At 45.6% G+C, this 26,077-nt stretch carries 19 protein-coding genes and 1 pseudogene; 13 read left to right on the plus strand and 7 right to left on the minus strand.

All coding sequences use genetic code 11. The annotated features are described in order from the left end of the window. Positions 1–64: 64 nt before the first annotated feature. Together EJ063_RS12390 and EJ063_RS12395 are read right to left on the minus strand one after the other, a co-directional pair. A complete protein-coding gene (locus tag EJ063_RS12390; protein ID WP_126574595.1) occupies positions 65–4,129 on the minus strand; it encodes a cadherin-like domain-containing protein in 4,065 nt (1,354 codons plus the stop codon). Between the two features lie 163 nt (positions 4,130–4,292). Then, on the minus strand, positions 4,293–4,733 hold the full coding sequence (locus EJ063_RS12395) for a CBS domain-containing protein (RefSeq protein WP_126574596.1): 441 nt from the start codon (positions 4,731–4,733) through the stop codon (positions 4,293–4,295). 316 nt (positions 4,734–5,049) lie between these two features. Here EJ063_RS12395 and queA point away from each other — a divergent pair, with 316 nt between their 5' ends. The 9 genes and pseudogenes from queA to mepA all read left to right on the plus strand — a co-directional run bounded on the left by queA (position 5,050) and on the right by mepA (position 13,962). After that, positions 5,050–6,102 carry a tRNA preQ1(34) S-adenosylmethionine ribosyltransferase-isomerase QueA gene (gene queA, locus EJ063_RS12400; RefSeq protein WP_126574597.1) on the plus strand — a complete coding sequence of 351 codons (1,053 nt, stop codon included), beginning with the start codon at positions 5,050–5,052 and terminating at the stop codon, positions 6,100–6,102. Between the two features lie 310 nt (positions 6,103–6,412). Further along, positions 6,413–7,549 (plus strand): tRNA guanosine(34) transglycosylase Tgt, encoded by a 1,137-nt coding sequence (tgt, locus tag EJ063_RS12405; protein WP_126574598.1) that lies wholly within the window; start codon positions 6,413–6,415, stop codon positions 7,547–7,549. A gap of 175 nt (positions 7,550–7,724) precedes the next feature. Continuing rightward, positions 7,725–8,054, plus strand: a complete 330-nt coding sequence (gene yajC, locus EJ063_RS12410; RefSeq protein ID WP_126574599.1) for a preprotein translocase subunit YajC — start codon at positions 7,725–7,727, stop codon at positions 8,052–8,054. Between the two features lie 20 nt (positions 8,055–8,074). Next, positions 8,075–9,931, plus strand: coding sequence for a protein translocase subunit SecD (gene secD, locus EJ063_RS12415; RefSeq protein WP_126574600.1), 1,857 nt, complete (start codon positions 8,075–8,077; stop codon positions 9,929–9,931). A 14-nt stretch (positions 9,932–9,945) separates the two neighbouring features. Beyond that, the gene (gene secF / locus EJ063_RS12420) at positions 9,946–10,893 is read left to right on the plus strand and encodes a protein translocase subunit SecF (RefSeq protein WP_126574601.1); all 948 of its coding nucleotides are present in this window, start codon (positions 9,946–9,948) and stop codon (positions 10,891–10,893) included. A 243-nt stretch (positions 10,894–11,136) separates the two neighbouring features. After that, positions 11,137–11,232 (plus strand): annotated as a pseudogene (locus EJ063_RS12425) (penicillin-insensitive murein endopeptidase); the annotation flags it as partial. 90 nt (positions 11,233–11,322) lie between these two features. Beyond that, positions 11,323–12,360, plus strand: coding sequence for a GGDEF domain-containing protein (locus tag EJ063_RS12430; RefSeq protein WP_126574603.1), 1,038 nt, complete (start codon positions 11,323–11,325; stop codon positions 12,358–12,360). Positions 12,361–12,748: 388 nt separating this feature from the next. After that, on the plus strand, positions 12,749–13,081 hold the full coding sequence (locus EJ063_RS12435; RefSeq protein WP_126574604.1) for a DUF1904 domain-containing protein: 333 nt from the start codon (positions 12,749–12,751) through the stop codon (positions 13,079–13,081). A gap of 29 nt (positions 13,082–13,110) precedes the next feature. Beyond that, on the plus strand, positions 13,111–13,962 hold the full coding sequence (gene mepA, locus EJ063_RS12440; RefSeq protein ID WP_126574605.1) for a penicillin-insensitive murein endopeptidase: 852 nt from the start codon (positions 13,111–13,113) through the stop codon (positions 13,960–13,962). Between the two features lie 47 nt (positions 13,963–14,009). Here mepA and EJ063_RS12445 read toward each other — a convergent pair whose 3' ends face one another. The 3 genes from EJ063_RS12445 to rdgC all read right to left on the minus strand — a co-directional run bounded on the left by EJ063_RS12445 (position 14,010) and on the right by rdgC (position 16,842). Continuing rightward, the gene (locus EJ063_RS12445) at positions 14,010–14,264 is read right to left on the minus strand and encodes a YfhL family 4Fe-4S dicluster ferredoxin (protein ID WP_126574606.1); all 255 of its coding nucleotides are present in this window, start codon (positions 14,262–14,264) and stop codon (positions 14,010–14,012) included. Positions 14,265–14,266: 2 nt separating this feature from the next. Beyond that, positions 14,267–15,664 carry a prephenate-dependent tRNA uridine(34) hydroxylase TrhP gene (gene trhP, locus EJ063_RS12450; RefSeq protein ID WP_126574607.1) on the minus strand — a complete coding sequence of 466 codons (1,398 nt, stop codon included), beginning with the start codon at positions 15,662–15,664 and terminating at the stop codon, positions 14,267–14,269. A gap of 263 nt (positions 15,665–15,927) precedes the next feature. Beyond that, positions 15,928–16,842 (minus strand): recombination-associated protein RdgC, encoded by a 915-nt coding sequence (rdgC, locus tag EJ063_RS12455; protein ID WP_126574608.1) that lies wholly within the window; start codon positions 16,840–16,842, stop codon positions 15,928–15,930. A 208-nt stretch (positions 16,843–17,050) separates the two neighbouring features. On the opposite strand from rdgC, the gene phoB reads away from it, so the two are divergent. The 3 genes from phoB to EJ063_RS12470 are packed head-to-tail and all read left to right on the plus strand — an operon-like array spanning position 17,051 to position 20,032. Then, a complete protein-coding gene (gene phoB, locus EJ063_RS12460; RefSeq protein ID WP_004747931.1) occupies positions 17,051–17,740 on the plus strand; it encodes a phosphate regulon transcriptional regulator PhoB in 690 nt (229 codons plus the stop codon). Between the two features lie 28 nt (positions 17,741–17,768). Next, complete coding sequence (gene phoR, locus EJ063_RS12465; protein ID WP_126574609.1) at positions 17,769–19,067, plus strand: phosphate regulon sensor histidine kinase PhoR; 1,299 nt, start codon at positions 17,769–17,771, stop codon at positions 19,065–19,067. Then, entirely contained in the window at positions 19,067–20,032 is a 966-nt protein-coding gene (locus EJ063_RS12470; RefSeq protein WP_126574610.1) for a PstS family phosphate ABC transporter substrate-binding protein, read from the plus strand. Before phoR ends, EJ063_RS12470 begins: the two co-directional genes overlap by 1 nt. Before the next feature lie 46 nt (positions 20,033–20,078). Here the strand turns inward: EJ063_RS12470 and ppx are convergent, their stop codons facing one another. Both ppx and ppk1 read right to left on the minus strand, forming a co-directional pair. Beyond that, a complete protein-coding gene (ppx, locus tag EJ063_RS12475) occupies positions 20,079–21,584 on the minus strand; it encodes an exopolyphosphatase (RefSeq protein ID WP_126574611.1) in 1,506 nt (501 codons plus the stop codon). After that, a complete protein-coding gene (gene ppk1 / locus EJ063_RS12480) occupies positions 21,553–23,694 on the minus strand; it encodes a polyphosphate kinase 1 (RefSeq protein WP_126574803.1) in 2,142 nt (713 codons plus the stop codon). Before ppk1 ends, ppx begins: the two co-directional genes overlap by 32 nt. 173 nt (positions 23,695–23,867) lie before the next feature. Here ppk1 and EJ063_RS12485 point away from each other — a divergent pair, with 173 nt between their 5' ends. Then, entirely contained in the window at positions 23,868–26,054 is a 2,187-nt protein-coding gene (locus EJ063_RS12485; protein WP_126574612.1) for an ABC transporter permease subunit, read from the plus strand. Positions 26,055–26,077 lie beyond the last annotated feature (23 nt).

The raw sequence follows: 26,077 nt of genomic DNA on the forward strand, positions 1-26,077 counted from the left end.
GGGTTCGTCTCTGCTTTAAGTACCACAAAAAAAAAGCCTTGGCGTTTGCCAAGGCTTTTTACTTTTAGTGCATTTTGCGTCTTAGAAGAGCGAGTCCAGACAGCCCCAATAAAACGCTGAGCGGAATGCTACCGCCAGAGCCACCGCCGGACGTTGTTAGCGAGCCATTGTTTGGATTCGATGGTGGAACATAGTTGTGGACCACGATACCACCTGGATCAACGATGCTCTTGTTAGCGATGCCATCGTCATCATTTGGACCGCCATCTTGAATAGTAATCTTCAAACACCAATCACCTTCTTGCAATGGACGTGGCGTTATACCATCACTTTCAAAGAACTCAGGGCTAGACGGTGGTGGGCAGTAACCCTCATAACCAGCAGCGCCAGAGATGTAGTTGTGTTGATCTTCAACAAACACTACCCAACCAGTATCTGGCTTGAACTTGGTGTACTGACCACCTTCAATCATTGTCTCACGTAGAGGGATTACTAGGCTTGTCGATTGACCTTCTGTATTCAATTGGTGAATCTCAAAGTCGAACACACCACCAACATTGACACCATCTGGTTGAGGTATTCCCAAGTTATCCATGTCTTCATCACTGAGTAATGGACCCGAATTACTCTGAGACTTCGCTGAGTTACCCAGTTTTAGCTGTGTGCCCGTCATTGACTCCATGTTGTACTTGGTGTCATCTTCGACGTCTTGAGCCATTTGGTTTTTAGCCGCTTCACTGTGATCAAGGTAATCTGGAATACCATCTTGGTCGGCATCAAGCATGCCTTCTTGATCATCCGTGATACCGTCACCGTCGCTATCTTTAGCTGGATCCATAGAGATATTTTCAGCCATGATGTTAATCATGAACGACGTTTCAGTTAGGTATTCGCCATCACCCACTTTAACGGTAAATAGGTAATCGCCAGCTTCAAGAGTCGATGCCGCAAACGTGACGGTACTGTTCGATTGAGTAGAAGAAGGAGATAGCCCGAACAGCTCGTCTGGCAGTAACCACTCAGTGTAGGTTGTGTCTTTGTTTGGGTCAGAATATAAAGCTTCAATAGTGACTTGCTCGCTCGCTTCAAAGCTTTGTTTCATTTTTCCATCATTATCTGAAGCGTTCACGGTTACAACCGGTGGTAAGTTTTGCTCTGTAATCGTGAACTTTTGTTTGCTCATGCCACCTAGGTTAATAGATAGCCCTTCACTACTTAACGGATTTTGGTCTGCGGCTAACTGCAGGGTGAAATGCTCTGCCGCTTCAGCAATGCCATCCTCACAAACATCAAGCGTAAGCGTGAATACATTTTTTTTCGGAGATAGCGTTACATCGGCTGTCAACGAGTCTGACGTAGTTGCACTACAACTATCAATCGCATAGTCACTGCCGAATTCTGCGCTGTCTTTACTTGGTGCATTTTCAATGGATAGAGGAACCTCACATGCGTCGTTATGACATGGAAGTTGACCATTGAGTGTTACCTCGACAGCTAACTGATTACCTTCAGCCGTTACAACGTTTTCAGCAAGTTCGATCGCCGGGTAAATATCAATAATTTGCGTAGCGTACGCTTCATTTCCCGCTGGGTCTTTTGCAACGTAAGAGTAAACATGTCGACCTGGGCGCAGATGCAATATTGAGCCCGTAGCTGGAACATTTTCCGTAGCGCCTTCTACCGTCACATCTGAGCCACCTTCGTCGTAAGCCACCAATCTTTTCGCGATCACTTTGGTGTACATCGAGTCGGCATTGATTTGGATATGGTAGTCGTTCTTCATATCATCAAAGATAGGCGGGAACTCATCTGTACGTGGATTCGTGCCGCCGTTGTATTCACATAGGTTGTCACAGCCATCTTGATCCGGGTCGGCATTCGCATCCGAGGGATCGGCTGGATCAAACCCATAGTCGTCTTCCCACTTATCACGCATCCCATCGCCATCACTATCCTGGTTTAAATGGATAGAGTAGGTTTGAGTTGATGTTTGGTTACCTAACCCATCACTGATTGTGAAAGTAAATGAATCCGATAACTCTGGACCACCGTTATGTTGATAGATAACACGTTGGTTAGTGATATCTTCCTGGCTCCATGAAGCACCGCTTGATATTGGAGATGAATCAACCGTGATGCTTCCTCCATCAGGTGCTGCAATTAAGGTGTACATAACGTCTGATGATGGCGTGTAATCATCAATAGCACTGTATGCAATGATAGAGGATGTACCAGGTTCGATGTTTGGTACAGTGCTATGTGGGTCATCAACAATTTCTGGCGCTTTGTTGTCGATAACAAAAGGCGTTAATGAGATAACTTGAGCCTCAGTACCACTAGACTCAGTAAACTTGGCGGTACAAGAATAAATACCATCTGCCAAGGAGTTACCTGCGGCAGTTAATCCGTAACTTGCCACACCTTCACTACTGCTGTTAGTCGTATGTGAACAGTCACCACCAAACTCGATCGTACCTGAAGCGGATGTGTAAAGTGAGACATTCGGTGTCTGATTTTTGGAATACACAGGAACAGCGGTTTTCTCGGTCACTTCTGGGAACTGAATCGTCGTTCCTGCGCCGTTGGTGACATAACCCTGCATAGTTTGTCCTGCTGATAGGGTAATATCCCACCCACCATGAAGAGCGAAATTATAGACTGTATTTGGAGAAACTGTATCAGGGTCTAAAATATGAGCTTTAAGTATAAAGGTCATATTCTCACCATCAGGGATTGGGACTGATTCTTTTTCGAACTGGATAAAGCGCTGCTGTTCAGGGTAAGGCCTTCTAGATGAATCAGGACGAACAGAGACGACCCCTTTAACGTTATAGGAATTGTCATCAGGGCTAACTAAGCTAAAACTTAGTTTGTTTAACTCTTCCTCGCTAGCGGTGCTGTAAATACGAACATCAGAAGTGCTCAGTTGTATGCCATCGACACCGTCGTTGTCAGAAACAGTAAAGTCAAACAGAGCAACTGCGTCAGATTCAGTTTTAGCTGACAGTGGTAAGCGAACAGGCTCTGTAACATAGTGGCCGGAGGTTAGAGTGTTATCTGTGTTGAGACCAATAGAAACATCAATCGAGCTAGGCTCTAAACTTTTTAAGTCGAATTGATCAACAAGTACACTATAAACGGAATAATCCGTATGGTAATTCAATCCACCAATAGTGTGCTGTAGCGATGTGTTAGCAATGGTCGTGATGTACTCAAAGGCCACTGCTGGTTGATCGTTTCCATCCAACCCTTGTAAAACTTGTTCAACGCTTGGAGCAGCCACATGTTTAGGCAGAACCACAATACTGACATTAGCATTTTTCGATGTCTCAATATCAAGCGTTATCGCATTCTCATCTACAGTGCCGGAAAATGTGCTGAAGATTGGAACTTGGCTATCAATATTAAATGTTGGTACCGTAACAAACCTACTGGTATTACCATACACATCTTCTAATTGCAGTTTACAGTCATTGTAGGAGCCATCTGAGTAAGGCGCGCCATTAGAGGCAGTTAGAGTTAACTCGTTGACACCTTGAGAAACGATAGGGCTGTGTTTGATAGCACAGTTACCTAGAGTGTTAACCGAACCCTGCTTTGAGGCATTAACACGCAATGTCGGTTCAGTCTCTGAAGTATGCTCAGGTACACCAGAAAGCAGGCTTAATTCAGCAGCCGTAGTATCGATAACAATATCGCTTAATGTCTCTGGCCCTGAGAATTTTTGACTGGTAGGGGCTGTGTTACTAGGGTACGCGACAATATATGCGTCTCCCCATAACATGACTTGACCTTGATGATAAATACCATCGAAGTCGCTATCACCTGCCTTTACTGTATAGCTAAATGTTAAATGATCTTCACCACCGATAGAGGATAGTTTTGCTTTTTCCTGCTTATTTCCGATCGTGATAGGAACGAATATATTCTCCCTGCCGCCACCTACGTAGACGTTTTCAGTGTAACGCACCTCAAATTCAATTACGTCACCTTGACTGTAGTACCCGTTTGCAGGCGGGGTGTATCCCTTTATTGCAACAGGGGCAGCATACACAACTTGGCTTGCAATGCTTAGCACGGTTAGCGCAGCCACTTTTGTCCGATTTAAACGAATGTCCTTAAACCTCATACCAAACTCCACTAACAGAATGAGATGTTGTTACTGGGTACAATATAATCAGAATGATGATTTGTAAAATAAATGTTTGGCTTTCGTAGAGGATGTGGACTATTTGTGAGGGAGGAGTGCCTATCGACAGCGCGATAAGCACTTGAATAGAGGGTAAAAGGAGTTAATCGACCTCTTCTGGTTCTACCTCTTCTTGAAGCTCAAGCAAATTAATCGCAATCGCGACAAAATCACTATCGGTAATAATGCCAACTAAATGTCCTTTCTCGACCACAGGCAAGCAACCGACTTTGTGTTTTTGCATATAAATCGCGCTTTCTTTTAGTCCTGCTTGAGGTGATACCGTCATGATGCCGGTTTTCATCACTTCGTAGAGCGGGGTGCTAAAGGTGAAAGATTGGTTTTCTGGGATTTGCTGTAAGCTAGATTCTTGAGCTGCGAGAACATCACGCTGAGAAACAACGCCGAGTAGATGTTTGTTGGCGTCTACAATAGGCACGTGGCGAATATCTAATGCTTCCATCATGCTTTTTGCATCAGCGAGATTGTGGGACCGAAGAAGCGTATGTGGGTTACGTGTCATCATATCTTCTACCTTAATCATGGCTGCCTCCTGAGTTATTATTCTTTACCTTTTAAATATAGTGATTTTCTCCACTTGAGTCTGAGAGCTAAGCGAGTTTTTATCTCTCTATCGGTGACTTTCTTGCGTTTAATCAACTGGTGAAGAAGGCTGCCTTATAGATGTGGTAAATCGGGTAAGTTTTACTCACATGATTACAATAATTCACATCTCTTTCCTTGATATTGCTCGCACGCACAATATACTAGTCGGCTGCGAAAAACTCGTCGCCTGTTTGTGACAGAATCAGTTCGACTCAGCCACGACAACCAGAAACTACGACAGAAGATTTAGTAACATGCAAGTATCAGATTTTCACTTTGATTTACCCGATGAGCTTATTGCTCGTTACCCTCAGCCAGAGCGCACAGCAAGCCGTTTACTGCAAATGGATGGCAATAGCGGCGAGCTAACCGATGGCACGTTTACCGATGTACTCGATCAAGTACAACCGGGTGACTTAGTGGTATTCAACAATACTCGAGTGATTCCTGCTCGCATGTTTGGTCGTAAAGAATCAGGCGGTAAGCTTGAAGTGCTTGTAGAGCGAGTACTTGATGAGAAAAGTATTCTCGCGCACGTTCGCTGCTCTAAATCTCCAAAGCCAGGTTCAACAATTTTCATCGGCGAGAACGATGAATATTCAGCTGAAATGGTGGCACGTCATGATGCACTGTTTGAGCTGAAGTTTAACGCAGAGCAAAACGTGCTGGCGGTACTGGAAGAGATCGGCCACATGCCGCTTCCTCCTTACATTGACCGCCCGGATGAAGATTCAGACAAAGAGCGCTACCAAACGGTTTATAATGAAAAACCGGGTGCCGTAGCCGCGCCAACAGCGGGTCTTCATTTTGATGAACCTTTGCTTGAGAAGATCAAAGCAAAAGGCGCTGAGTTTGCGTATGTTACGTTGCATGTAGGTGCAGGTACCTTCCAGCCAGTGAAAGTGGATAACATTGATGAACACCACATGCATGCCGAGTACGTTGAAGTACCGCAAGAAGTGGTCGATGCAATCAATGCAACTAAAGCTCGTGGTGGTCGTATTATCGCTGTAGGCACAACGTCTGTACGTTCTCTTGAAAGTGCAGCGCAAGATGCAATCAAAAAGGGTACTGAGCTAGTTCCGTTCTTCGGTGATACCGAGATCTTCATCTTCCCAGGTTATGAATATCAGTTAGTGGATTGTCTAATCACTAACTTCCACCTGCCAGAGTCAACGCTGATCATGTTAGTGAGTGCTTTTGCAGGTTATGAAAATACGATGAACGCATACAAACACGCTGTAGAGAACAAGTACCGCTTTTTCTCATATGGGGATTCGATGTTCATTAAAAAGAAAACGGTATAGATTACTTTGAGAGATTCCTGACATCTCGTACCTCGATTCAGGAATGACAAACGTTGGCTTTGAGAGCCTACTATGTCATTCGATGAGTGAGGCACTCAAACCCGTCATTCCATAGAGTGAGGAACGAGCGAGTAGGGAATCTCTAATGTTCAGAAAATAATCTGAACGCAAACAATTTACGAGTGCTAGCAGTACGCTAGGAAGCAGAATAATCGGTTATTTTGCATCTCGCACGGAAGGCGACCGCTCCTCATAGAGCTTAAAGCTCTGAACTTAATGTCAGACTGTTTCTCTGACAACCGGAGGCTTCGTGAAGTTAAAATTCGATCTTAAGAAAAAAGACGGTGTTGCACGTCGTGGTCAACTGACCTTCGAACGTGGCACAGTTCAAACGCCAGCATTCATGCCAGTCGGTACTTACGGTACGGTTAAAGGTATGACCCCAGAAGAAGTAAAAGGCACGGGTGCTGAAATTCTTCTCGGTAACACTTTCCACCTATGGCTACGTCCTGGCCAAGAAATCATGAAAATGCACGGCGACCTGCACGATTTCATGAACTGGCACGGTCCTATTCTTACTGATTCAGGCGGTTTCCAAGTATTCAGCCTAGGCAAAATGCGTACTATCACTGAAGAAGGTGTTCATTTCCGTAACCCCGTGAATGGTGACAAGATCTTCATGGACGCTGAAAAGTCGATGGAAATCCAGAAAGACCTAGGTTCAGACATCGTAATGATCTTTGACGAGTGTACGCCATACCCAGCGACGCACGACGAAGCGAAGAAGTCGATGGAAATGTCACTACGTTGGGCTCAGCGCTCTCGTGACCACTTCGATACACTAGAAAACCCGAACAACCTATTTGGTATCGTTCAAGGTGGTGTTTACGAAGACCTACGCGATGTATCAGTGAAAGGCCTAACGGAAATTGGCTTTGACGGTTACGCAGTCGGCGGCCTAGCAGTAGGTGAGCCAAAAGAAGACATGCACCGCATCCTTGAGCACACATGTCCTCAACTTCCAGAAGACAAGCCTCGTTACCTAATGGGTGTAGGCAAGCCAGAAGATCTCGTTGAAGGTGTTCGTCGCGGGATCGATATGTTTGACTGTGTAATGCCAACGCGTAACGCACGTAACGGCCACCTGTTTGTGACTGGCGGTGTGATCAAGATCCGTAATGCGAAACACAAAACAGATACGACTGCGCTAGATCCGCACTGTGACTGTTACACTTGTCAAAACTACTCTAAGTCGTACCTTCACCACCTAGAGCGTTGTAATGAAATTCTAGGTGCACGTCTAAATACGATTCACAACCTACGTTACTACCAACGCCTGATGGAAAGCATCCGTACGGCGATTGATGAAGATCGTTTTGATGAGTTCGTAACAGAGTTCTATGAGCGTCGTGGCCGTGAAGTGCCACCACTATCAAAAGAGCAGTAATTGACAGACTGCTAAGATTCAAAGCCTTTGGTCGTTTGCCAAAGGCTTTTGCTAATAAAGTAGGCAAACGCAGGCTATTTTTGAGAGAGTGATCTCTATTGGTCACTCTCAGACTTGAAACTAATTGGCGAATGCCCAACTTGGACACTAATAAAAAATAATAGAGGATATTTTAATGTTTATTTCTCAAGCTCACGCAGCAGCAGAAGGCGCACCAGCAGGCGGCGGTTTTGAAATGCTAATCATGCTAGGTATGTTCGCGGTGATCTTCTACTTCATGATCTACCGTCCACAAGCTAAGCGTGTAAAAGAGCACAAGAACCTAATGAGCTCAATGGGTAAAGGTGATGAAGTTCTTACAAGCGGTGGTCTAGTGGGTAAAATCACGAAAATCGCAGAAGACAATGACTACATCTCTATCGAGCTGAACACAAGTAACGAAGTTGTAATCAAGAAAGACTTCATTACTGCAGTGCTACCAAAAGGTACGCTAAAGTCTCTATAAACAGCTAAAGGATCTCCGCTGTGCTAAACCGCTATCCAATATGGAAGTATCTGATGGTGGTGTTTACTATCGCTATCGCAGCATTGTATGCACTTCCAAATCTCTACGGTGAAGATCCGGCTATTCAAGTTACAGGGGCGCGTGGCGCCTCTGTAGATATGTCAACGCTGGATTCTGTCACTAAAGCTCTTGATGACCAGGGCTTATCTCATAAATCCATTGCTCTAGAAAATGGATCTATTCTTGTTCGTTTCAATGACACTGACACTCAAATCAGTGCTCGCGACATCATCAACGAATCGCTTGGCAAAGACAAAATTGTTGCTCTGAACCTTGCTCCTGCAACCCCTGATTGGCTTGAGTCTATTGGTGCTGCACCAATGAAGCTAGGTCTTGACCTACGTGGTGGTGTTCACTTCTTAATGGAAGTGGATATGGACGCTGCAATGGAAAAACTGGTTGGACAACAGGAAGAAGCATTCCGTAGTGAACTACGTGAAGAAAAAATTCGTTACCGCGCAATTCGCCCATCAGGTAAAGATGGTGTTGAAGTTCTGCTACGTAACGCAGAGCAGCTTGCTGAAGCCGAAACACTACTAAAGAAAAACCATCCGGACATGATCTTTGTTGATTCTGAGTCGAATGGTCGCTTTGCATTGACCGCAACCTTTACTGAGCAACGTCTCACTGAAATTCGCAACTATGCGGTAGAGCAGAACATTACGATCCTGCGTAACCGTGTAAACGAACTGGGTGTTGCTGAGCCTCTTGTTCAGCGTCAAGGTGCAAGCCGTATTGTTGTTGAGCTGCCTGGTGTTCAAGACACTGCACGTGCAAAAGAAATTCTTGGTGCAACGGCAACGCTTGAGTTCCGTGAAGTGGATTCTAAAGCAGACCTTGCTGCCGCTGCTAATGGCCGTGCGCCAGCGGGTAGTGAAATCAAGCAAGATCGTGATGGTCGCCCAGTTGTGCTTAAGAAGCGTGTGATTCTAGGTGGTCAAAGCATTACTGACGCAAGTTCAAGTGTTGATGAATATGGTCGTCCTCAGGTTAATATCTCGCTAGACAGCGAAGGTGGTAACAAGATGGCTGCGTTCTCTCGCCAGAACATCGGTAAGCTGATGGCAACGGTTTTCGCTGAATATAAAGACAGCGGTCGCCGCACTCCTGAAGGCCGTGTGATTCTGAACAAGCATGAAGAAGTCATCAACCAAGCTACGATTCAATCAGCGCTTGGCCGTAACTTCCGTATTACCGGTATCGACTCAGCGGCTGAAGCGCACAACCTAGCACTGCTACTTCGTGCAGGTGCTCTAATTGCCCCTATCTCGATTGTTGAAGAACGTACCATTGGTCCTTCTATGGGGCAGCAGAACATTGATATGGGTATCCAAGCGATGATCTGGGGTATGGTTGCGGTAATGCTGTTTACCCTAATGTACTACCGTAAGTTTGGTTTAATTGCGAACGTGGCGCTCATGGCAAACCTAGTGTTAATCATTGGTGTGATGTCGATGATTCCAGGCGCAACCATGACGCTACCGGGTATTGCCGGTATCGTATTGACGGTCGGTATGGCAGTCGATGCCAACGTACTGATCTTTGAGCGTATTCGAGAAGAGCTTCGTGATGGCCGCAGCCCTCAACAAGCGATTCACCAAGGTTATGCGAACGCATTCAGCACTATCGCTGATGCCAATATCACAACTCTAATCACAGCAATCATTCTATTTGCAGTGGGTACAGGTGCGATCAAAGGCTTCGCGGTTACGCTGTCTATCGGTATCTTAACGTCTATGTTTACCGCTATTGTAGGTACACGTTGTATCGTGAACCTGGCTTACGGTGGTAAGCGCATTGATAAACTGTCGATCTAAGGCTAGGAATTAGTATGTTTCAGATTCTAAAAGCAGAAAATACGATCGACTTTATGCGTTGGTCGAAGCTGGCATTTGTGTTCTCAATCCTAATGATTGGTGCGTCAATCTTTACTCTATCAACCAAGTGGTTGAACTGGGGTCTTGATTTTACAGGCGGTACGCTAATCGAAGTCGGTTTTGAACAGCCAGCAAACCTTGAAGATATTCGTAGTGCACTAGAAGCCGAAGGTTTCGGTGACGCAACGGTTCAGAACTTTGGTAGTGCACGTGACGTTATGGTACGTCTACGTCCTCGTGAAGATATGGCGGGTGAGACTCTGGGTAACCAGATCTTAAATGCTATCAAGGACGGTACCGGTGAAAGCGTTGAAATGCGTCGTATCGAGTTCGTTGGCCCTAACGTGGGTGACGAGCTAACAGAAGCGGGTGGTCTTGCGATCCTTGTTTCTCTTATCTGTATCCTAATCTACGTTTCGGTGCGATTTGAATGGCGTTTAGCAGCAGGTGCGGTATTAGCACTGGCTCACGATATCATCATCACACTTGGCGTATTCTCTTTGATGCAAATCGAAGTAGACTTAACCATCGTCGCGGCACTATTAACGGTTGTCGGTTACTCGCTCAACGATACCATTGTTGTCTTTGACCGGATCCGTGAAAACTTCCGTAAGATGCGTAAAGGTGAACCAGCAGAGATCATGAACAACTCAATCACTCAAACATTGAGTCGTACCTTGATCACTTCTGGTACTACGTTATTTGTAGTTATTGCCCTGTTTACTCAAGGTGGCGCTATGATTCACGGTTTCGCCACCGCGCTTCTACTCGGTATTACGGTTGGTACTTACTCATCAATCTACGTTGCATCAGCACTAGCATTGAAACTGGGTATTACTAAAGAACACCTAATGCCACCTCAAGTAGAAAAAGAAGGTGCAGAGTTTGACGAAATGCCATAAGGCTCATTAAGTCATTACTTCTAATCAAAGCCGCTGCCAGTCAGCGGCTTTGTTGTATATGGGAATTGATAATGCGTTGGTCTTGTGTGCTTTTATCTTTACTGGCTTTCAACCTTTCGGCTAATACACTTGTACTTACCGAACAACCAATGAGCTTGGTTAAGACTATCGAGAGCTCATGGCAAGAGTGTGATGGGTTGACGTGGTGTGACGATAAGCTCGCTTATTCTCGAGGCAGTTATTTTGCTGCAAGGTGGCCGTTTTTCATCGGGTTATTCGAGCCATCAAACTGGATTGGATATCGACACTTGGTTAAAGCTCGCCGATACACCATTTTCTAAGTATGGATTTGTTCGATAATTTTGGCGGGAAGGTTTTTAATGTATATTATACTCTATCAATATCGTATGTTGTTATGGAGAGGGGGAAGTGTTGCTAACAGCTTTAGTAGAGAAGTGGCTGGATACGCCGCAGACAGATCATAAGTTTCGAGACTATTACTTTCTTGCCATTGCTCTTTTGGTATTGCTGGTGTGCAACTTGTTTTTCCTTTACTACAACATTGCGGTCGTTCCTTTCGCGTATATGCGTAATGTAATGGTTGTATCAACGATACTTACAGTCGTTGGGCTACTACTATTGCACCGAGCCCGTTCGCCTTTCTTAGCTGCGCTGATCACTCAGTCTGTCATGACTCTAGCTTCATTGTTGCTAATATTTGAAGAGGGTAATAGTGAGTTCTCCTTGGCATTTATATATCTAACACCTGCCCTTTCGATGTTCATTTTGGGGTATCGAATTGGAAGTGTGTTTAGTATTACTAACCTCGCGGTTATAGTTTATTTTTGCTTGCAGAATATGGACTCTTGGGGTGATGTACCCTTCGACTCGATTAGTTTTATTCATATGGTTATAGTCTATCTGTTTTTATTCTTGGTCGCTTATTTTTATGATTCGACTAGGCGTAAGACTCTGCTCGCTTTAGAAGAATCGAATACAAAGCTTAGGAATTTAGCAACCATAGACTTATTAACTCAGTTACCCAATCGCCGCTATCTTGATGACTGCCTTCACAGTAAAGAGGAAAGCTGGGTAGCGCTCATTGATGTTGATGACTTCAAACAGATTAATGATACATATGGTCATGACAGCGGAGATCAAGTTTTGTTTGAGCTTGCTCGTGTATTTGAGCGAGTACTAATTGAAAAAGATGTTGTGGGGCGCTGGGGAGGGGAAGAATTTGTAATTTTATTTTCTGAACATGACCGCAGCAACATTGAGTCGCGTTTGGCGCAATTGGTTACCCTCGTATCAAAAGCGGATTTAGGCATAGAGCGCCAAGTGACAATCAGTATAGGTGCGGCGCTCCATCAACCCCAAGAACATAAGAAAGCAATACTGAAGGCTGATGCAGCGCTTTATAAAGCGAAACAACTAGGAAAAAACCGCTTCTTTATCGCAGAGTAGCTAGAACCTAATTAATTGAAAATGGACGTTTTTCTCTTACTTGCATAAGATGGTTTATGTTACCCATCTCTTCAGAGAGTCGAAATTCATCGTCGATATGCTTCTATGTTGTACTGGCCAAATGAGTACTTGGGAGTCCTTGAGGCCAAAATCGACTTGCTCAGCTTGTGATAGACCTCTTCTATATCCATTAGCAGGATTTAAAAAAAGAGTGGTAGTCAGACAATTGGATAGCTAAATTAGACAGTGATGGAGAGGTGATTAGGCTCGCTTTTTATCCTCGATAAATAATTGAAACCATATTTGTCCTCGCACGTTTTAGTGGTGGATTAAGTAATTGAACAATAACTTGCTATGATAGGTACAAATAATAAATAGGAAGCAAGCAATGCCACATTTACGTTTTCGAGCGGTAGAGCCGCAAACCGTTCAGGCTCTCTCAAAACCATTGATTGACGAGCTTCAACCATACATGGATTGTCCACGTGAAGATTTTACGTTTGAATACATCTACTCGACATTTTTTCATGAAGGAGAGGTGAGTGCCGCTTATCCGTTTGTTGAAGTACTTTGGTTTGATCGTGGCCAAGACAAACAAGATGCTATTGCTGAAATTATCACGAAACAAGTGCGTGGGATCATTGGTGAAGACGTCGATGTTGCGGTGATTTTCACTGCTCTAGATGCCAAAGGTTATTACGATAATGGTGAGCACTACTAAGCCTCTCCATACTTAAGGAGCTCAAGGGAATGAACATAACATTAGTCTCTCTTAAACGCCTTTGGGCTCTCTCTATCCCATTATTCACATTACCTGTACATGCTACGCCTTGGGAGCTGATTGGTGCGCCTTCTCAAGAGCCACCTCAAGCTATCGGCAGTTATGCAAATGGCTGTTTGGCTGGTGGCGCTTCACTACCGTTAAATGGAGATGGGTATCAAGTGATTCGTAGCCAGCGTGCTCGTTACTATGGACATCCTGAGGCCATCAGCTTCATCGAGCGTCTCGGCACTTTATCTCAACAGAGTCTGGCTACCAACATCCTGATTGGGGATATTTCGTTGCCGCAAGGCGGGCGATTTTCCTCTGGACATTCGAGTCATCAAACCGGATTGGATATCGACATTTGGTTGAAGCTTGCCGATACGCCACTGTCTGATTCTCAACTCGCTGAGCCAGCACCACACAGTGTAGTGAACTTGAAAGAGTACCGATTACTGAAAAGCCAATGGGATCAGCGTCATTTTGAGTTAGTGAAGATGGCCGCCAATGATGAGCAAGTTGCGCGGATTTTTGTTCATCCGGTGATAAAAGAAAAACTGTGTGTGACGGAGCAAGATTCAGATAGAGAATGGTTACGTAAAGTTCGCCCGTGGTGGGGACATCATTATCACATGCACGTGCGTTTGAATTGCCCGGAAGGGAGCCAGAATTGTAAATCTCAAGCCAAGCCGCCAAAAGGTGATGGGTGTGGTGCTGAGCTAGCGAGTTGGAAACCTCAACCTAAACCTGCAGCGCCGAAAGTGGCCTCAGCAAAGCCGAAGAAGAAACAGCCTAAAATATTGCCGCATCAATGCCAGCAATTGCTTGATGACATTTAAGAGACAAAAACGCCGCTCAGTGAGCGGCGTTTTAGTTATGGGTCGTATTATGCTAAGCCCTGAATGATGACGAACTTTTCTAGTAGCTCTTCATCCGTTTCGACGTGGTCTGGGTCAGTGATGATACATTTCGTAATCGGACACACAGACTGACACGTTGGCTTTTCATAGTGGCCTTTACACTCAGTGCAGAGATCAGGGTCGATCTCAAAGATAGTGTCACCCATGGTAATCGCACCATTTGGGCACTCAGGGTCACACATATCGCAGTTAATGCACTTGTCAGTGATCAGTAAAGCCATGCTTATTTACCTGTTGGGTTACGGGTATCCTGACCATCGTTTAAGTTACGCATTAATAGGCCGTATTCTAGGTCCATATCTTGTGGAACAGGAATGAATACGAAGTGGCCATTTCCTTTTGCGTCATCAATAACTTCTGACTTGCGGTTTTCCATTGCTTCAAGTGTGAAGACTACGTTGCCTTTTGGCGTCATCAGCTCAAGGCTATCACCAACAATGAATTTGTTCTTCACTTCAACTTCTGCAAGGTCACCACGGCGTTTGCCAGTGAACTCACCAACAAATTGCTGAGCGTCAGATACAGAGTAACCGTAGTCGTAGTTTTGGTAAGCATCGTGCGTGTGGCGACGTAGGAAGCCTTCCGTGTAACCACGGTGCGCTAGGCTCTCTAGTGTACCCATTAGGCTTTCATCAAATGGTTTGCCAGCAACAGCGTCATCAATCGCTTTACGGTAAACCTGAGCAGTACGAGCACAGTAGTAGAAAGATTTAGTACGACCTTCGATCTTCAGTGAGTGAACACCCATCTTCGTCAGACGCTCAACGTGCTGGATAGCGCGTAGGTCTTTCGAGTTCATGATGTAAGTGCCGTGCTCATCTTCGTAAGCCGCCATCTTCTCTTCTGGACGGTGCGCTTCAGAAAGCAGAACCACTTCATCCGTTGGTTTGCCACGACCGATAGTCGTTTCAGGGCGCTCATCCTGAACTTCAACCGCTTGCGCTTCTGCCGGGTCAAACTTCTCTACGATGTCGCCAGTGTCATTTTCTTTGCCTTCTTCAACTTTGTATTCCCAACGACATGCGTTAGTACATGTACCTTGGTTAGGGTCACGTTTGTTGATGTAACCAGAAAGTAGGCAGCGGCCTGAGTAAGCCATACATAGAGCGCCGTGAACGAACACTTCTAGTTCAGTCTCAGGGCAGTGTTCACGAATCTCTTCGATCTCTTCTAGAGAAAGCTCACGAGATACAATTACACGCTCAACGCCGTTAGCAGCCCAGAACTTAACGGTTGCCCAGTTTACTGCGTTCGCTTGAACTGACAGGTGAATAGGCATCTCTGGGAACGCTTCACGAACCATCATGATTAGACCTGGGTCAGACATGATTAGTGCGTCTGGGCCCATTTCTATAACCGGCTTAAGGTCGCGGATGAAGGTTTTTAGCTTAGAGTTGTGCGGTTGGATGTTACATACCACGTAAAGCTTTTTGCCTTGGGCATGTGCTTCGTCGATACCAATTTGTAGGTTCTCGTGGTTGAACTCGTTGTTACGTACGCGAAGGCTGTAACGAGGTTGGCCAGCGTATACCGCGTCTGCGCCGTAGGCAAATGCGTAACGCATGTTTTTAAGGCTACCTGCAGGTGACAGTAGCTCTGGTACGAATGCTTTCTCAGTCATGTGTAATTCTCTTAATCTGATCTCAAGTCAGGCCGATTCCACCACATGGGATCGGGGGCGCAAATTTTACGTCAAAACGTGACTTGTGACCAGAACAGAATGTACACGAAATTTGTTTAAGGCATGAATGACCAGAATAGCTATTGCTTTCCAAGTCGCTAGAGGGGAATTATATAGTTGAAATGATGCGCAGAGTAATGTCTGCGCATACTTGTCACAATAGCTACACAGGTCATTCTAAAATGTCCCGCGGCACAGCTTATTTATGCGTTCGGATGCGGCAGACCGCCTAAGCATTCGTAAATATTTGGTAAGAATGCGCTGAACTCACCACACATTAGAGAGAAGTCTGCATCAAAGCGAGCAGCTTGATCTTCACGTGGGATATCATCGTTTTGATCTTTCAGTTCATCAGAGAACTTCAGGCGTTTGATGCTGCCATCTTCAGCCAGAATACATTCAATGCGCTCTTGCCACCAAATCGCCAGCTTCGTTACCATCTTGTCGGCTTCGATGTGGCTACGAATTTCATCGGCTGTCAGTTCTTGCTTCTTACAACGGATCACGCCGCCTTCTTCAAGTACCGATTTAAGCTCAGCTTCATCCAGCATCTGGATACCAACAGGCGTTTCACCCGTTTTAACCCATTCAGTTAATGTTGTTTCAATTGGCTTTTCAGGAATCGCTGGTACAACGGGTAGGCTACCCATCGTTTTACGCAGTAGAGCCAAGACATCTTCAGCTTTTTTCGAGCTGCTTGCATCGACTAAAATGAAGCCTTCTTTTGGTAGGATCAGTACGTAAGTATGGCTACTGCGACTAAATGCACGTGGCAGAAGATCCATGACGATGTCGTCTTTCAGATTGTCTTTCTCTTTCTTTTTAAGAGGGCGACCTTCCTGTACTTCCATTGCTTCGATCTTGGCATTCAATGAGTCTTTAATCACTGATGCAGGAAGCATTTTTTCTTCTTTCTTGGCACAAACTAGAATGCGGTTTTCAGACACATGAGTCATCATGTCGCCATGTTTACCCATCGCCGTAACCCAGCCAAATTTTTGCTTATCTTGGCTACCACATGGCGTAAAACGAAACTCAGCCAGTTGTTTTTCTAGTTGGTCAGCGTTGAATTCGATTTCGCGGTTGAAGCGATAAACCAGACAGTTTTTAAACCACATATTTTTTCTCTGTACCTGTAAAGTTGCTGCCAATAATAAAGGCTTTTGAGCGTCTTGTCTTACTGCAAACACACAATAGTGGGATGAAAGTTATATGAAAATTTGTTTTCAAAGGTCACAAAAGTGTCATAATTGCTAGTGATAATGCTTAGCGTTGCAAAGAGCTGAACAAACTCAAATAACTTAACTAACATAAGGTTATTCAATTATGTCTAGAAGGATTCTGGTTGTTGAAGACGAAGCGCCAATTCGCGAAATGCTATGCTTTGTTCTTGAACAGAAAGGTTACCAAGCAGTAGAAGCGGAAGATTACGACAGTGCGGTAACTAAATTGGCTGAACCCTTCCCTGATCTAGTTCTACTAGATTGGATGTTGCCAGGCGGTAGCGGGATTAACTTCATTAAACACATGAAGCGTGAAGAGCTAACGCGCAACATTCCAGTTGTGATGCTAACGGCACGTGGTGAAGAAGAAGATAAAGTGCGCGGCCTAGAAGTGGGTGCGGATGATTACATCACTAAGCCATTTTCACCGAAAGAGCTGGTGGCTCGTCTTAAAGCGGTGATTCGCCGTGTAACGCCAACCGCATTAGAAGACGTAATTGACGTGCAAGGCTTGAAGCTGGATCCGGTTTCACACCGCGTTACGGCAAACGATGAAGCGCTTGATATGGGCCCAACAGAGTTCAAGATGCTGCACTTCTTTATGACGCACCAAGAGCGTGTTTACAGCCGTGAACAGCTTTTAAACAACGTATGGGGCACTAACGTATATGTTGAAGACCGTACGGTTGATGTGCACATTCGTCGCCTACGTAAAGCATTAGAAGCAGCAGGGCACGATAAGTTGATTCAGACAGTTCGCGGTGCGGGCTATCGTTTCTCAACGAAAGCGTAGAATTAGACGTTACCATTTGGAGAGGTAAGTGGTCGAACGGTTAACTTGGAAAAAGCTGGCCTGGGAGCTGGCTTTTTTTTACACCCCTTGGGTGATTGTAGGCTGGATATTCGGTTATATGCCGTGGTTGCTTTTGGCGGCCACGGTTTTGCAGCTTGTGTGGCATTTGCATAATCAAATGCGCTTATCTTCTTGGTTGTGGGATGAAAAACGCCTGACGCCGCCTTCTGGTTCCGGTAATTGGGAATCTCTGTTTAATGGCATTTATCGCCTGCAGCAGCGCCAGCGCAAAAAGCGCAAAGAACTCACCAATCTGATTCGTCGTTTCCGTAATGGTGCAGAATCGCTGCCCGATGCCGTGGTGGTCTTTCGTGGCGAAGGTAATATTGTTTGGTGTAATAAACTGGCTCAACACTTACTGGGCTTCAAATGGCCGGATGATACTGGTCAGCCTATCTCTAACTTGATTCGTACTCCTGACTTTATCAAGTACCTCAATAAGCAAGACTTCTCTGAGCCGCTAGAAATGTGCTCGCCATTGAATGTGGAGCGTATGCTAGAACTGCGTATCGTGCCATACACGGAAGGTGAACACTTGATGGTGGTGCGTGATGTCACTCAGCTTAAGCAGCTTGAAGGTATGCGCCGCAACTTCTTTGCTAACGTTTCTCACGAGCTTCGTACGCCAATGACGGTACTGCAAGGTTATCTTGAGATGACCGAAGACCCAGATATGGTGGTTGGCCCAATGTGGCCGAAAGCCCATGGTGTGATGACCGAGCAGCTCAACCGGATGAACAGCCTGGTGAATCAGTTGCTGACGCTGTCCAAGATTGAAGCGGCGCCGATGCATGAGCTAGAAGAAGTGGTTAACGTGCCAGCGATGCTTGAAGTGCTTGAAAAAGAAGCCGCAAGCTTAAGTGGTGACAATAACCACAAGCTGACATTTGATGTCGATAGCAGTTTGCGAGTGTTTGCGGATGAAGACCAACTGCGCAGTGCCATATCAAACCTTGTCTATAACGCAGTCAAATATACACCGGCCGGTGCGAGTATCAATGTGCGTTGGTATCACACCTCTCAAGGTGCACATCTGGAAGTGGAAGACAGTGGCGATGGCATTGAGCCGCAACACTTACATCGCCTAACTGAGCGCTTTTATCGAGTGGATAAAGCACGATCTCGTGATACGGGGGGAAGCGGATTAGGCCTTGCGATTGTGAAGCACGCGCTGACTCACCATGACTCACATCTGGAGATTGGTAGTGAAGTGGGCGTTGGCAGTAAATTCTCTTTCATACTCCCTAGCCGTTTGGTGGTGAGCTAATGAAAATACGCCTCATCGCTACTTTACTCATTGGCCTTACGTGTTCATTACCGGCCATATCGAAAGATGTCGCTTTACCTAAATATAAAAAGGTCGCAGGGATCACCGGCAGTATTTCCAGTGTCGGTTCAGATACCTTGGCCGGCATGACGACATTATGGTTTGAAGAGTTTAAACGTGTTTACCCAAGTGTGAATGGTCAAGTCCAAGCATCGGGCTCTTCAACGGCGCCACCAGCATTAACCGAGCGTACGGCTCAATTAGGGCCGATGAGTCGCCCAATGCGAAATCGTGAAGTTGAAGCCTTTGAGCGAGAGCATGGCTACAAGCCGACTGAGCTGAGAGTTGCTATCGATGCGATTGGTATTTTTGTTCACCGTGATAACCCTATTCAGGGGCTGAATTTTACTCAGCTTGATCAGATCTTCTCAGTTACGCTGCGCTGCGGTGCGACCGAGCCTTTGCAAACTTGGGCGGATCTAGGAATGGATTACCCGTGGGCGAAACGAGGGATGCAGCTGTTTGGGCGCAATTCAGTGTCGGGCACTTACGGTTATTTTAAAAAGAATGCCTTATGTGGTGGTGATTTCAAAAGTAGCGTCAATGAGCAGCCCGGTTCGGCTTCTGTGGTTCAATCTGTAAGCTCGGCGATTAACACCATTGGATACTCCGGAATTGGTTATCAAGTCTCTGGCGCTAAGTTACTGCCGATTGCCAAACAAGGCAGCGATTATGTCGAGGCAAGCCAAGAAAATATCTTGTCTGGTAAGTACCCACTATCACGCTACCTCTATGTTTATGTAAACAAGCACCCATTCAAACCGCTCAGTCCCATTGAGCAAGAGTTCATCCGTTTTATCTATTCAGCTCAAGGCCAAGCGCTCGTTTCTAAAGATGGTTACGTACCCATTTCACCCGACATCGCGATGCGTGAACTAGCGAAAGTTGCTCTTCAGCCTCAATGATTCATAAACGGTTATGCCACGTTATCTGGTGGCATAAGCCAATGGCCTAGAAATTCAGAGACCACCCAGCATTACGCCAATATTCTTGCTCAGTGACTAAATCGGCATGCAAAAGTTTGTTGTGATCTAGCCATTCACTGTCACTGCTTGTGAGTGTCCACTGATCGCCATTAATGGATACCGAAAGTGGCGGTAGCGGATCATCATTGCGCTGAACATTAACCAAGATAGACAAACGCAGAATCCGAATCAGATCTACAATGTGACGCTTTTTAAATAGGGACATCTCTTCCAGTTCATGAAGCTTGAGGGCTTTGCGTTGAAAGCGCACCAGCATGGCGAGTACACGCTGCTGTTCTTGGTTGAAGCCTGGCATGTAAGTATGGCGCAAGATGTAAGCGGAATGACGATGGAAAGCTTGTAGGCTTATGCTCAGTCCAACTTCATGCAGCAACGCACTCCACTCTAATAAATCGAACAGTTCTGAGTTTGCTTTAATCCCTAATTCACCATGCAATTGTTGCAGAAACTCTTTTGCTTGGCCTTTGATGCGGGCAGCATGTTCAAGGTCGACAAGGTGTTTACTTGCCAACGCTTCGGTGGTGCGCATTCGAATGTCGCTACGCTTAAATCCATCTTCCATTTCAAACAATAAGCCTTCACGTAATGCGCCTTGTGAGAAGTGCATGTTAGAAATCTTCAGCGCTTTGAAAATGGCAGATAAGATGGCAACACCCGCAGCGAAAACCGGTTTACGCTCAGGCGTCAAGCCAGTCAGTTCGATCTCTTCAATTGTCTGCCATTCACACAGTTTCTCACTCAGCTTGTCTAATCGTTTGAGTGTGATGATGCCATCGTCATAACCTAGTCCAATCAGGACTTCTCTAATCGCCTTAATGGTGCCTGATGAACCAAAGGCGATTTCCCAACCGAGCTTTCGATAATGCCCAGAGATGGATTCTAGCTTTTGCTCTGCGGCAAGGGTTGCTTTGGCAAAGTTTTTGTTGGAAAGCTTACCGTTCGCAAAGAACTGATTGGTGTAACTCACACAGCCCATTTGCTTACTGTTAATTAACTCGGGTTTGAAAGCTTGGCCGATGATCATTTCGGTACTGCCGCCACCAATGTCGACCACCAGTTTCGAATTGGATTCTGGTTGAGTATGAGCGACACCTAGATAGATCAATCGGGCTTCTTCTACCCCAGGAATAATTTCAATAGGGAAAGGAAGTACTTCGCGAGCTCGCTGGAGGAAAATATGAGCATTATTGGCTTGGCGCAGAGTATGAGTGGCGGCAATGCGCACGTTACTTGGGCTAAACCCTTGTAGCCGCTCAGCAAACATCGCGAGACACTCTAATCCGCGTTCTATGGCGGCGTGATCTAAATTCTTTTGTGCATCCAGCCCTGAAGCAAGATGAACACGTTGTTTGTGGCGACTGACTAATTGGAGATTTTGTTCAACTACGCGAGCCACGACCATGTGAAAGCTGTTAGAGCCAAGGTCGATAGCAGCGACATCACGCACTTCCTGAGGTTGAAGTTGGGTCATAACATTCCGACTGTTCTTTGCGTGTTTCGTTACGCATCTTGTTACGTGTTTGGGTTTGTTGTTCTACATGTTTAAGATAGTCGTAAATGGCAATCTGCGAGCGTATTTTCTTTTGATTTCCAGACTCTACGTAGCGGTTGCTCATCTCTTTATCGATCCATCGAGCTTTTACTGTATCGGTAAAGTGGAGCTCGATGATATCAATAATGCGCTGTTTAAGACGTTGGTCACGGATCGGGGCCGCGACTTCAATGCGGTGATCGATGTTGCGGGTCATCCAATCCGCTGACGAAATATAAACCTGAGGGTCACCGTTGTTGTGGGTAATGATGACGCGAGGGTGCTCTAAAAAGCGGTCCACGATGCTGATGATCTCAATGTTGTCACTGATGCCTTCAACACCGGCAACCAATGAACACATCCCGCGGATGATCATTTTTATCTTAACTCCGACCCCACTGGCTTCGTAAAGCTTATTGATCAGTCCTTTATCTACCAAGTTATTGGCTTTCAGTGTGAGTGCGGCAGGCAACCCTTGCTCTGCATTACGAATCTCTTTGTCGATTAATCGATAGAGCTGCTTGCGAGAGTTTCTCGGCGACACGATGAGGTGGTGGAACTTGCTTGGTCGATAAGGGTTCTCGATATAGTTGAACACACCGCGAACCTCATTGGTCAAATCGGGGTCTGCGGTAAGTAACGAGAAGTCGGTATAGATACGCGCATTTTTCTCGTGAAAATTACCGGTGCCAATATGGGCATAACGGACAATATCTTCGCCTTCTTTTCGGCTTACCAAAAGCAGCTTAGAGTGAATCTTTAAGCCTGGAACACCAAAGACCACATGCACACCAGCTTCGGTGAGTATCTTCGACCAGCCAATGTTGGCTTCTTCGTCAAATCTCGCTTGCAGTTCAACCACAACGGTGACTTGTTTGCCGTTGTGCACCGCATCAATAAGAGAGTTCATCAGACGAGAGTCTTTCGCCACGCGATAAATATTAATTTTGATGGCTGTGACTTTGGGATCAAAAGAGGCTTGGCGCACCCACTCACTGATGTGCTCGAAGGTGTGGTAAGGGTAGTGGAGTAAGATGTCTTGTGCTTTTATCGCATCAAAGCTATTGGCATAGCCATCGAAATCAGCACACAGCATTGGCGGCAATGGCTCATTCTCTAAAAAGGCATCGCCAACATTTGGAAAGCCGATAAAGTCTTTGAAATTGTGGTATCGCCCGCCGGGTATCAGACTATCATAGTTCGATACCCTAAGTTTATTACACAAATACTCCAGCATCGTTGGTGGCATGTCTCGCTCATAGACAAAACGCACTGGCATCGCCGTCAAACGTTGATTTACACCTTCTGACATTTGTTCGATAAGGCTGTGTTCGACTTCGTAATTGAGATCATATTCGGCATCGCGAGTCATCTTCATTGCGTAGCCATTGAGCTCATCGTAGTCGAAGAAGCCGCGGAACAAATCATCAAGGCAGTAACGAATAATATTATCGAGCAAAATGATGGTCTTTCGCTGCGGGTCTTCTTGCTCTGGAACCATGATGAACCGAGGCAGATGATCGGTTGGGATCTCTATCAAGGCATACTGACTGACGGACTGCTTTTGTAGGTCGACCGCAATATAGGCGTATTCATCTTTTAGGAACTGAAGAACATCAATATCATCCCGTAACAATATAGGGGTAATGTGCGGAAGTAACTCTTTGTGAAAGTACTGCCTGATCCACTGTTGCTGGGAAGCGCTCAGTTGATGTTCATTGACGAGGAAGATCCCATGACGGGCCATATCACGAATTAGTTCGGTGTAGAGTTCATCAAAACGCTCATTCAATTTGAGAGCTTTGGTCTGCATTTTGGTCAGTAGGTGTTTGGAGTTGTCGTTTTGGCCACGTTCTTGGCTGATGAGGATCCTGCGTTTTACATCAGAGAATCTGACTTTGTAAAATTCATCTAAGTTATTGGAAAATATGCCAAGAAATCGGATTCTTTCAATCAGAGGAACGTCTTTATCTGCAGCCTCTTGTAAGACGCGTTCGTTAAAAGAGAGCCAACTTAACTCTTTTTCAATATACAGCTTTTCTGTACTCATCATCTTACCTCTGACCGTTGTAACGTGGATGCGTTAGCAAGTTAAGGTCTTTATATGACACTTTTATTGCGAAATTTTATTGCATTGTTTTCAGTTGTTTATTGTGAACTGTAATATAATTGTCACCTAATGGAAATATTATACCCTCGGACGAAAATAGGTAAGAGATAGGCATGGCACAGGCACAATTCTCATTGCGAGAGCGGGATCGAAAGCGACTAATCAAAGATAGATTGGTTCGATTTGCGGTATCTGCTGGTGGCGTAGGCGTGCTCGCTGCTCTTGTGCTTATCTTCGTTTATCTTGCCATCATGGTTTTGCCATTGTTCAGTGACGCCAAAATTACCCCTAATGTTCGCACTCTTCCTGTGACTATAGCTCAGCCTATCGCAGCCGGTGTTGATGAATACGGTGAAAATGCCTATGTGATCTCCCAATCAGGGATGATCGATTTTTGGTCGCTGATCGAACCAAGTGACACTCCTGTGCTCACTGAAAAGTTGTCTGAGCCAAATGCGCTTTTTGCTCAATCAGTTAGTGCATTAGGCTGGTTTGCTTTTGCTGAACCAGCAGGGCAAGTTCGTATTGTGAAACCACGTATGGACTTTGTTCTAAGTGAAGAACATCGCAAATTTTCCCCAAACTTATTAGACCGATCTTTGCCTTTTGATTTGGCTGTTCCAGACGTTTCACTGAAGCAATTCGCTTTTTCCACTGAACCTAACGTCACTCTAGTCGGTTGGTATCAAGACGGTCGAGTCAGAGCGAGGTGGAGCGATGAAAGTGGTCAAGTCATTACGTATGCCTTTCCACAGCCGATCGAAAAGCTAGACCAAATTCTTGTGACGCCAGACGGCCAAACCATTTACCTTCGTAGTGGTTCGGAGTTAGTTGTGGCAAAGAAAGTGCGACAACGTTTTGTCGTGAGAGAAGTCGTTGATTTGAGCCAAGGCAAACCAGAGCACTCGGTAACGGATATCGATTTACTTTCAGGCGCATATTCGCTGCTCGTGACTCATCATGATGGCTTAGTCTCTCAATGGTTCGATGTTCTCAAAGATGGACAACGCAGCTTAACTGATATTCGTCAGTTCCAATTGGCTTCTGAGCTTCAATTCCTTTTGCCTGATACTTACCGTAAAGGCTTCTACAGTTTCTACATTAATGGCACAGTGCAAAGCCATTACACCACGAGTGAAAAGTTAGTGCTGTTTAATCGTGCCTATCAAAAAGCGCCGAAGTTAGCAGCGATGTCGCACAACGAGCTTTATGTGCTTGCGGTGCAAGAGAACAAGTTAAGTATTGCAGCGGTTGATAATCCTTATCCAGAAATCTCGCCATCGTCACTGTGGAACAAAGTGTGGTACGAGGGCTACCCAGAGCCGGAGTTTGTATGGCAAACAACATCGGCCAGTGATGAGTTTGAAGCAAAGTTTTCTTTAGTGCCGATTGCGTTTGGTACGTTGAAAGCCGCGGCGTTCGCAATGCTGTTTGCTGTGCCGATTGCGGTATTTGGCGCAATTTATACCGCTTACTTCATGACCCCGAAAATGCGCCGAGTCGTCAAACCGTCGATTGAATTGATGGAAGCGCTGCCGACGGTGATCATTGGCTTCCTTGCTGGTTTGTGGTTTGCGCCAATGGTTGAAACGCATTTAGCCGCGATTGTAGCGCTAATGCTGTTTTTACCTATATCGACGGTAATGATTGGCGGAATTTGGCATGCACTTCCTGCGCATTGGACAGGCCGGTTTTCTAATGGGTTACATGCGGCAATCTTGATGCCTGCTCTTGTGATCATCAGTGTGATTGTCTTAGCTCAAAGTGGCAATATTGAATCGTGGTTCTTCAATGGTGACGTCAGAGTATTCCTTGCTGAACAGGGGATAGATTACGATCAGCGCAATGCCTTAGTGGTTGGTTTTGCAATGGGATTTGCCGTTATTCCGACCATCTTTACCATTGCCGAAGATGCGATCTTTTCTGTGCCTAAGCACTTATCCGATGGTTCACTGGCGTTAGGTGCCACACAATGGCAAACGCTGATCCATGTGGTGCTGCTCACTGCTAGCCCTGGTATTTTCTCTGCGATTATGATGGGCTTAGGCCGCGCTGTCGGGGAGACTATGATTGTGCTTATGGCCACGGGTAATACGCCAATCATGGACTGGAATATTCTTGAAGGGATGCGAACGCTGTCAGCAACCATTGCGGTCGAAATGCCAGAATCAGAAGTAGGCAGCTCGCACTATCGCATTCTTTTCTTAGCGGCGTTGCTGCTGCTTATCTTTACCTTTGCGGTGAACTCGGTGGCGGAATGGGTTCGTCAGCGCTTACGCGAAAAATATCGCTCGCTTTAATCGTCAATTATTTAGGAATCTTT

This window comes from Vibrio aquaticus (assembly GCF_003970385.1).
Lineage (GTDB): Bacteria > Pseudomonadota > Gammaproteobacteria > Enterobacterales > Vibrionaceae > Vibrio > Vibrio aquaticus.

Coding starts and splice junctions, on each gene's coding strand:
- EJ063_RS12390 (WP_126574595.1), bottom strand. CDS start 4,129: ATGAGGTTTAAGGACATTCGTTTAAATCGGACAAAAGTGGCTGCGCTA.
- EJ063_RS12395 (WP_126574596.1), bottom strand. CDS start 4,733: ATGATTAAGGTAGAAGATATGATGACACGTAACCCACATACGCTTCTT.
- queA (WP_126574597.1), top strand. CDS start 5,050: ATGCAAGTATCAGATTTTCACTTTGATTTACCCGATGAGCTTATTGCT.
- yajC (WP_126574599.1), top strand. CDS start 7,725: ATGTTTATTTCTCAAGCTCACGCAGCAGCAGAAGGCGCACCAGCAGGC.
- secF (WP_126574601.1), top strand. CDS start 9,946: ATGTTTCAGATTCTAAAAGCAGAAAATACGATCGACTTTATGCGTTGG.
- EJ063_RS12435 (WP_126574604.1), top strand. CDS start 12,749: ATGCCACATTTACGTTTTCGAGCGGTAGAGCCGCAAACCGTTCAGGCT.
- mepA (WP_126574605.1), top strand. CDS start 13,111: ATGAACATAACATTAGTCTCTCTTAAACGCCTTTGGGCTCTCTCTATC.
- EJ063_RS12445 (WP_126574606.1), bottom strand. CDS start 14,264: ATGGCTTTACTGATCACTGACAAGTGCATTAACTGCGATATGTGTGAC.
- trhP (WP_126574607.1), bottom strand. CDS start 15,664: ATGACTGAGAAAGCATTCGTACCAGAGCTACTGTCACCTGCAGGTAGC.
- rdgC (WP_126574608.1), bottom strand. CDS start 16,842: ATGTGGTTTAAAAACTGTCTGGTTTATCGCTTCAACCGCGAAATCGAA.
- phoB (WP_004747931.1), top strand. CDS start 17,051: ATGTCTAGAAGGATTCTGGTTGTTGAAGACGAAGCGCCAATTCGCGAA.
- EJ063_RS12470 (WP_126574610.1), top strand. CDS start 19,067: ATGAAAATACGCCTCATCGCTACTTTACTCATTGGCCTTACGTGTTCA.
- ppx (WP_126574611.1), bottom strand. CDS start 21,584: ATGACCCAACTTCAACCTCAGGAAGTGCGTGATGTCGCTGCTATCGAC.
- ppk1 (WP_126574803.1), bottom strand. CDS start 23,694: ATGAGTACAGAAAAGCTGTATATTGAAAAAGAGTTAAGTTGGCTCTCT.
- EJ063_RS12485 (WP_126574612.1), top strand. CDS start 23,868: ATGGCACAGGCACAATTCTCATTGCGAGAGCGGGATCGAAAGCGACTA.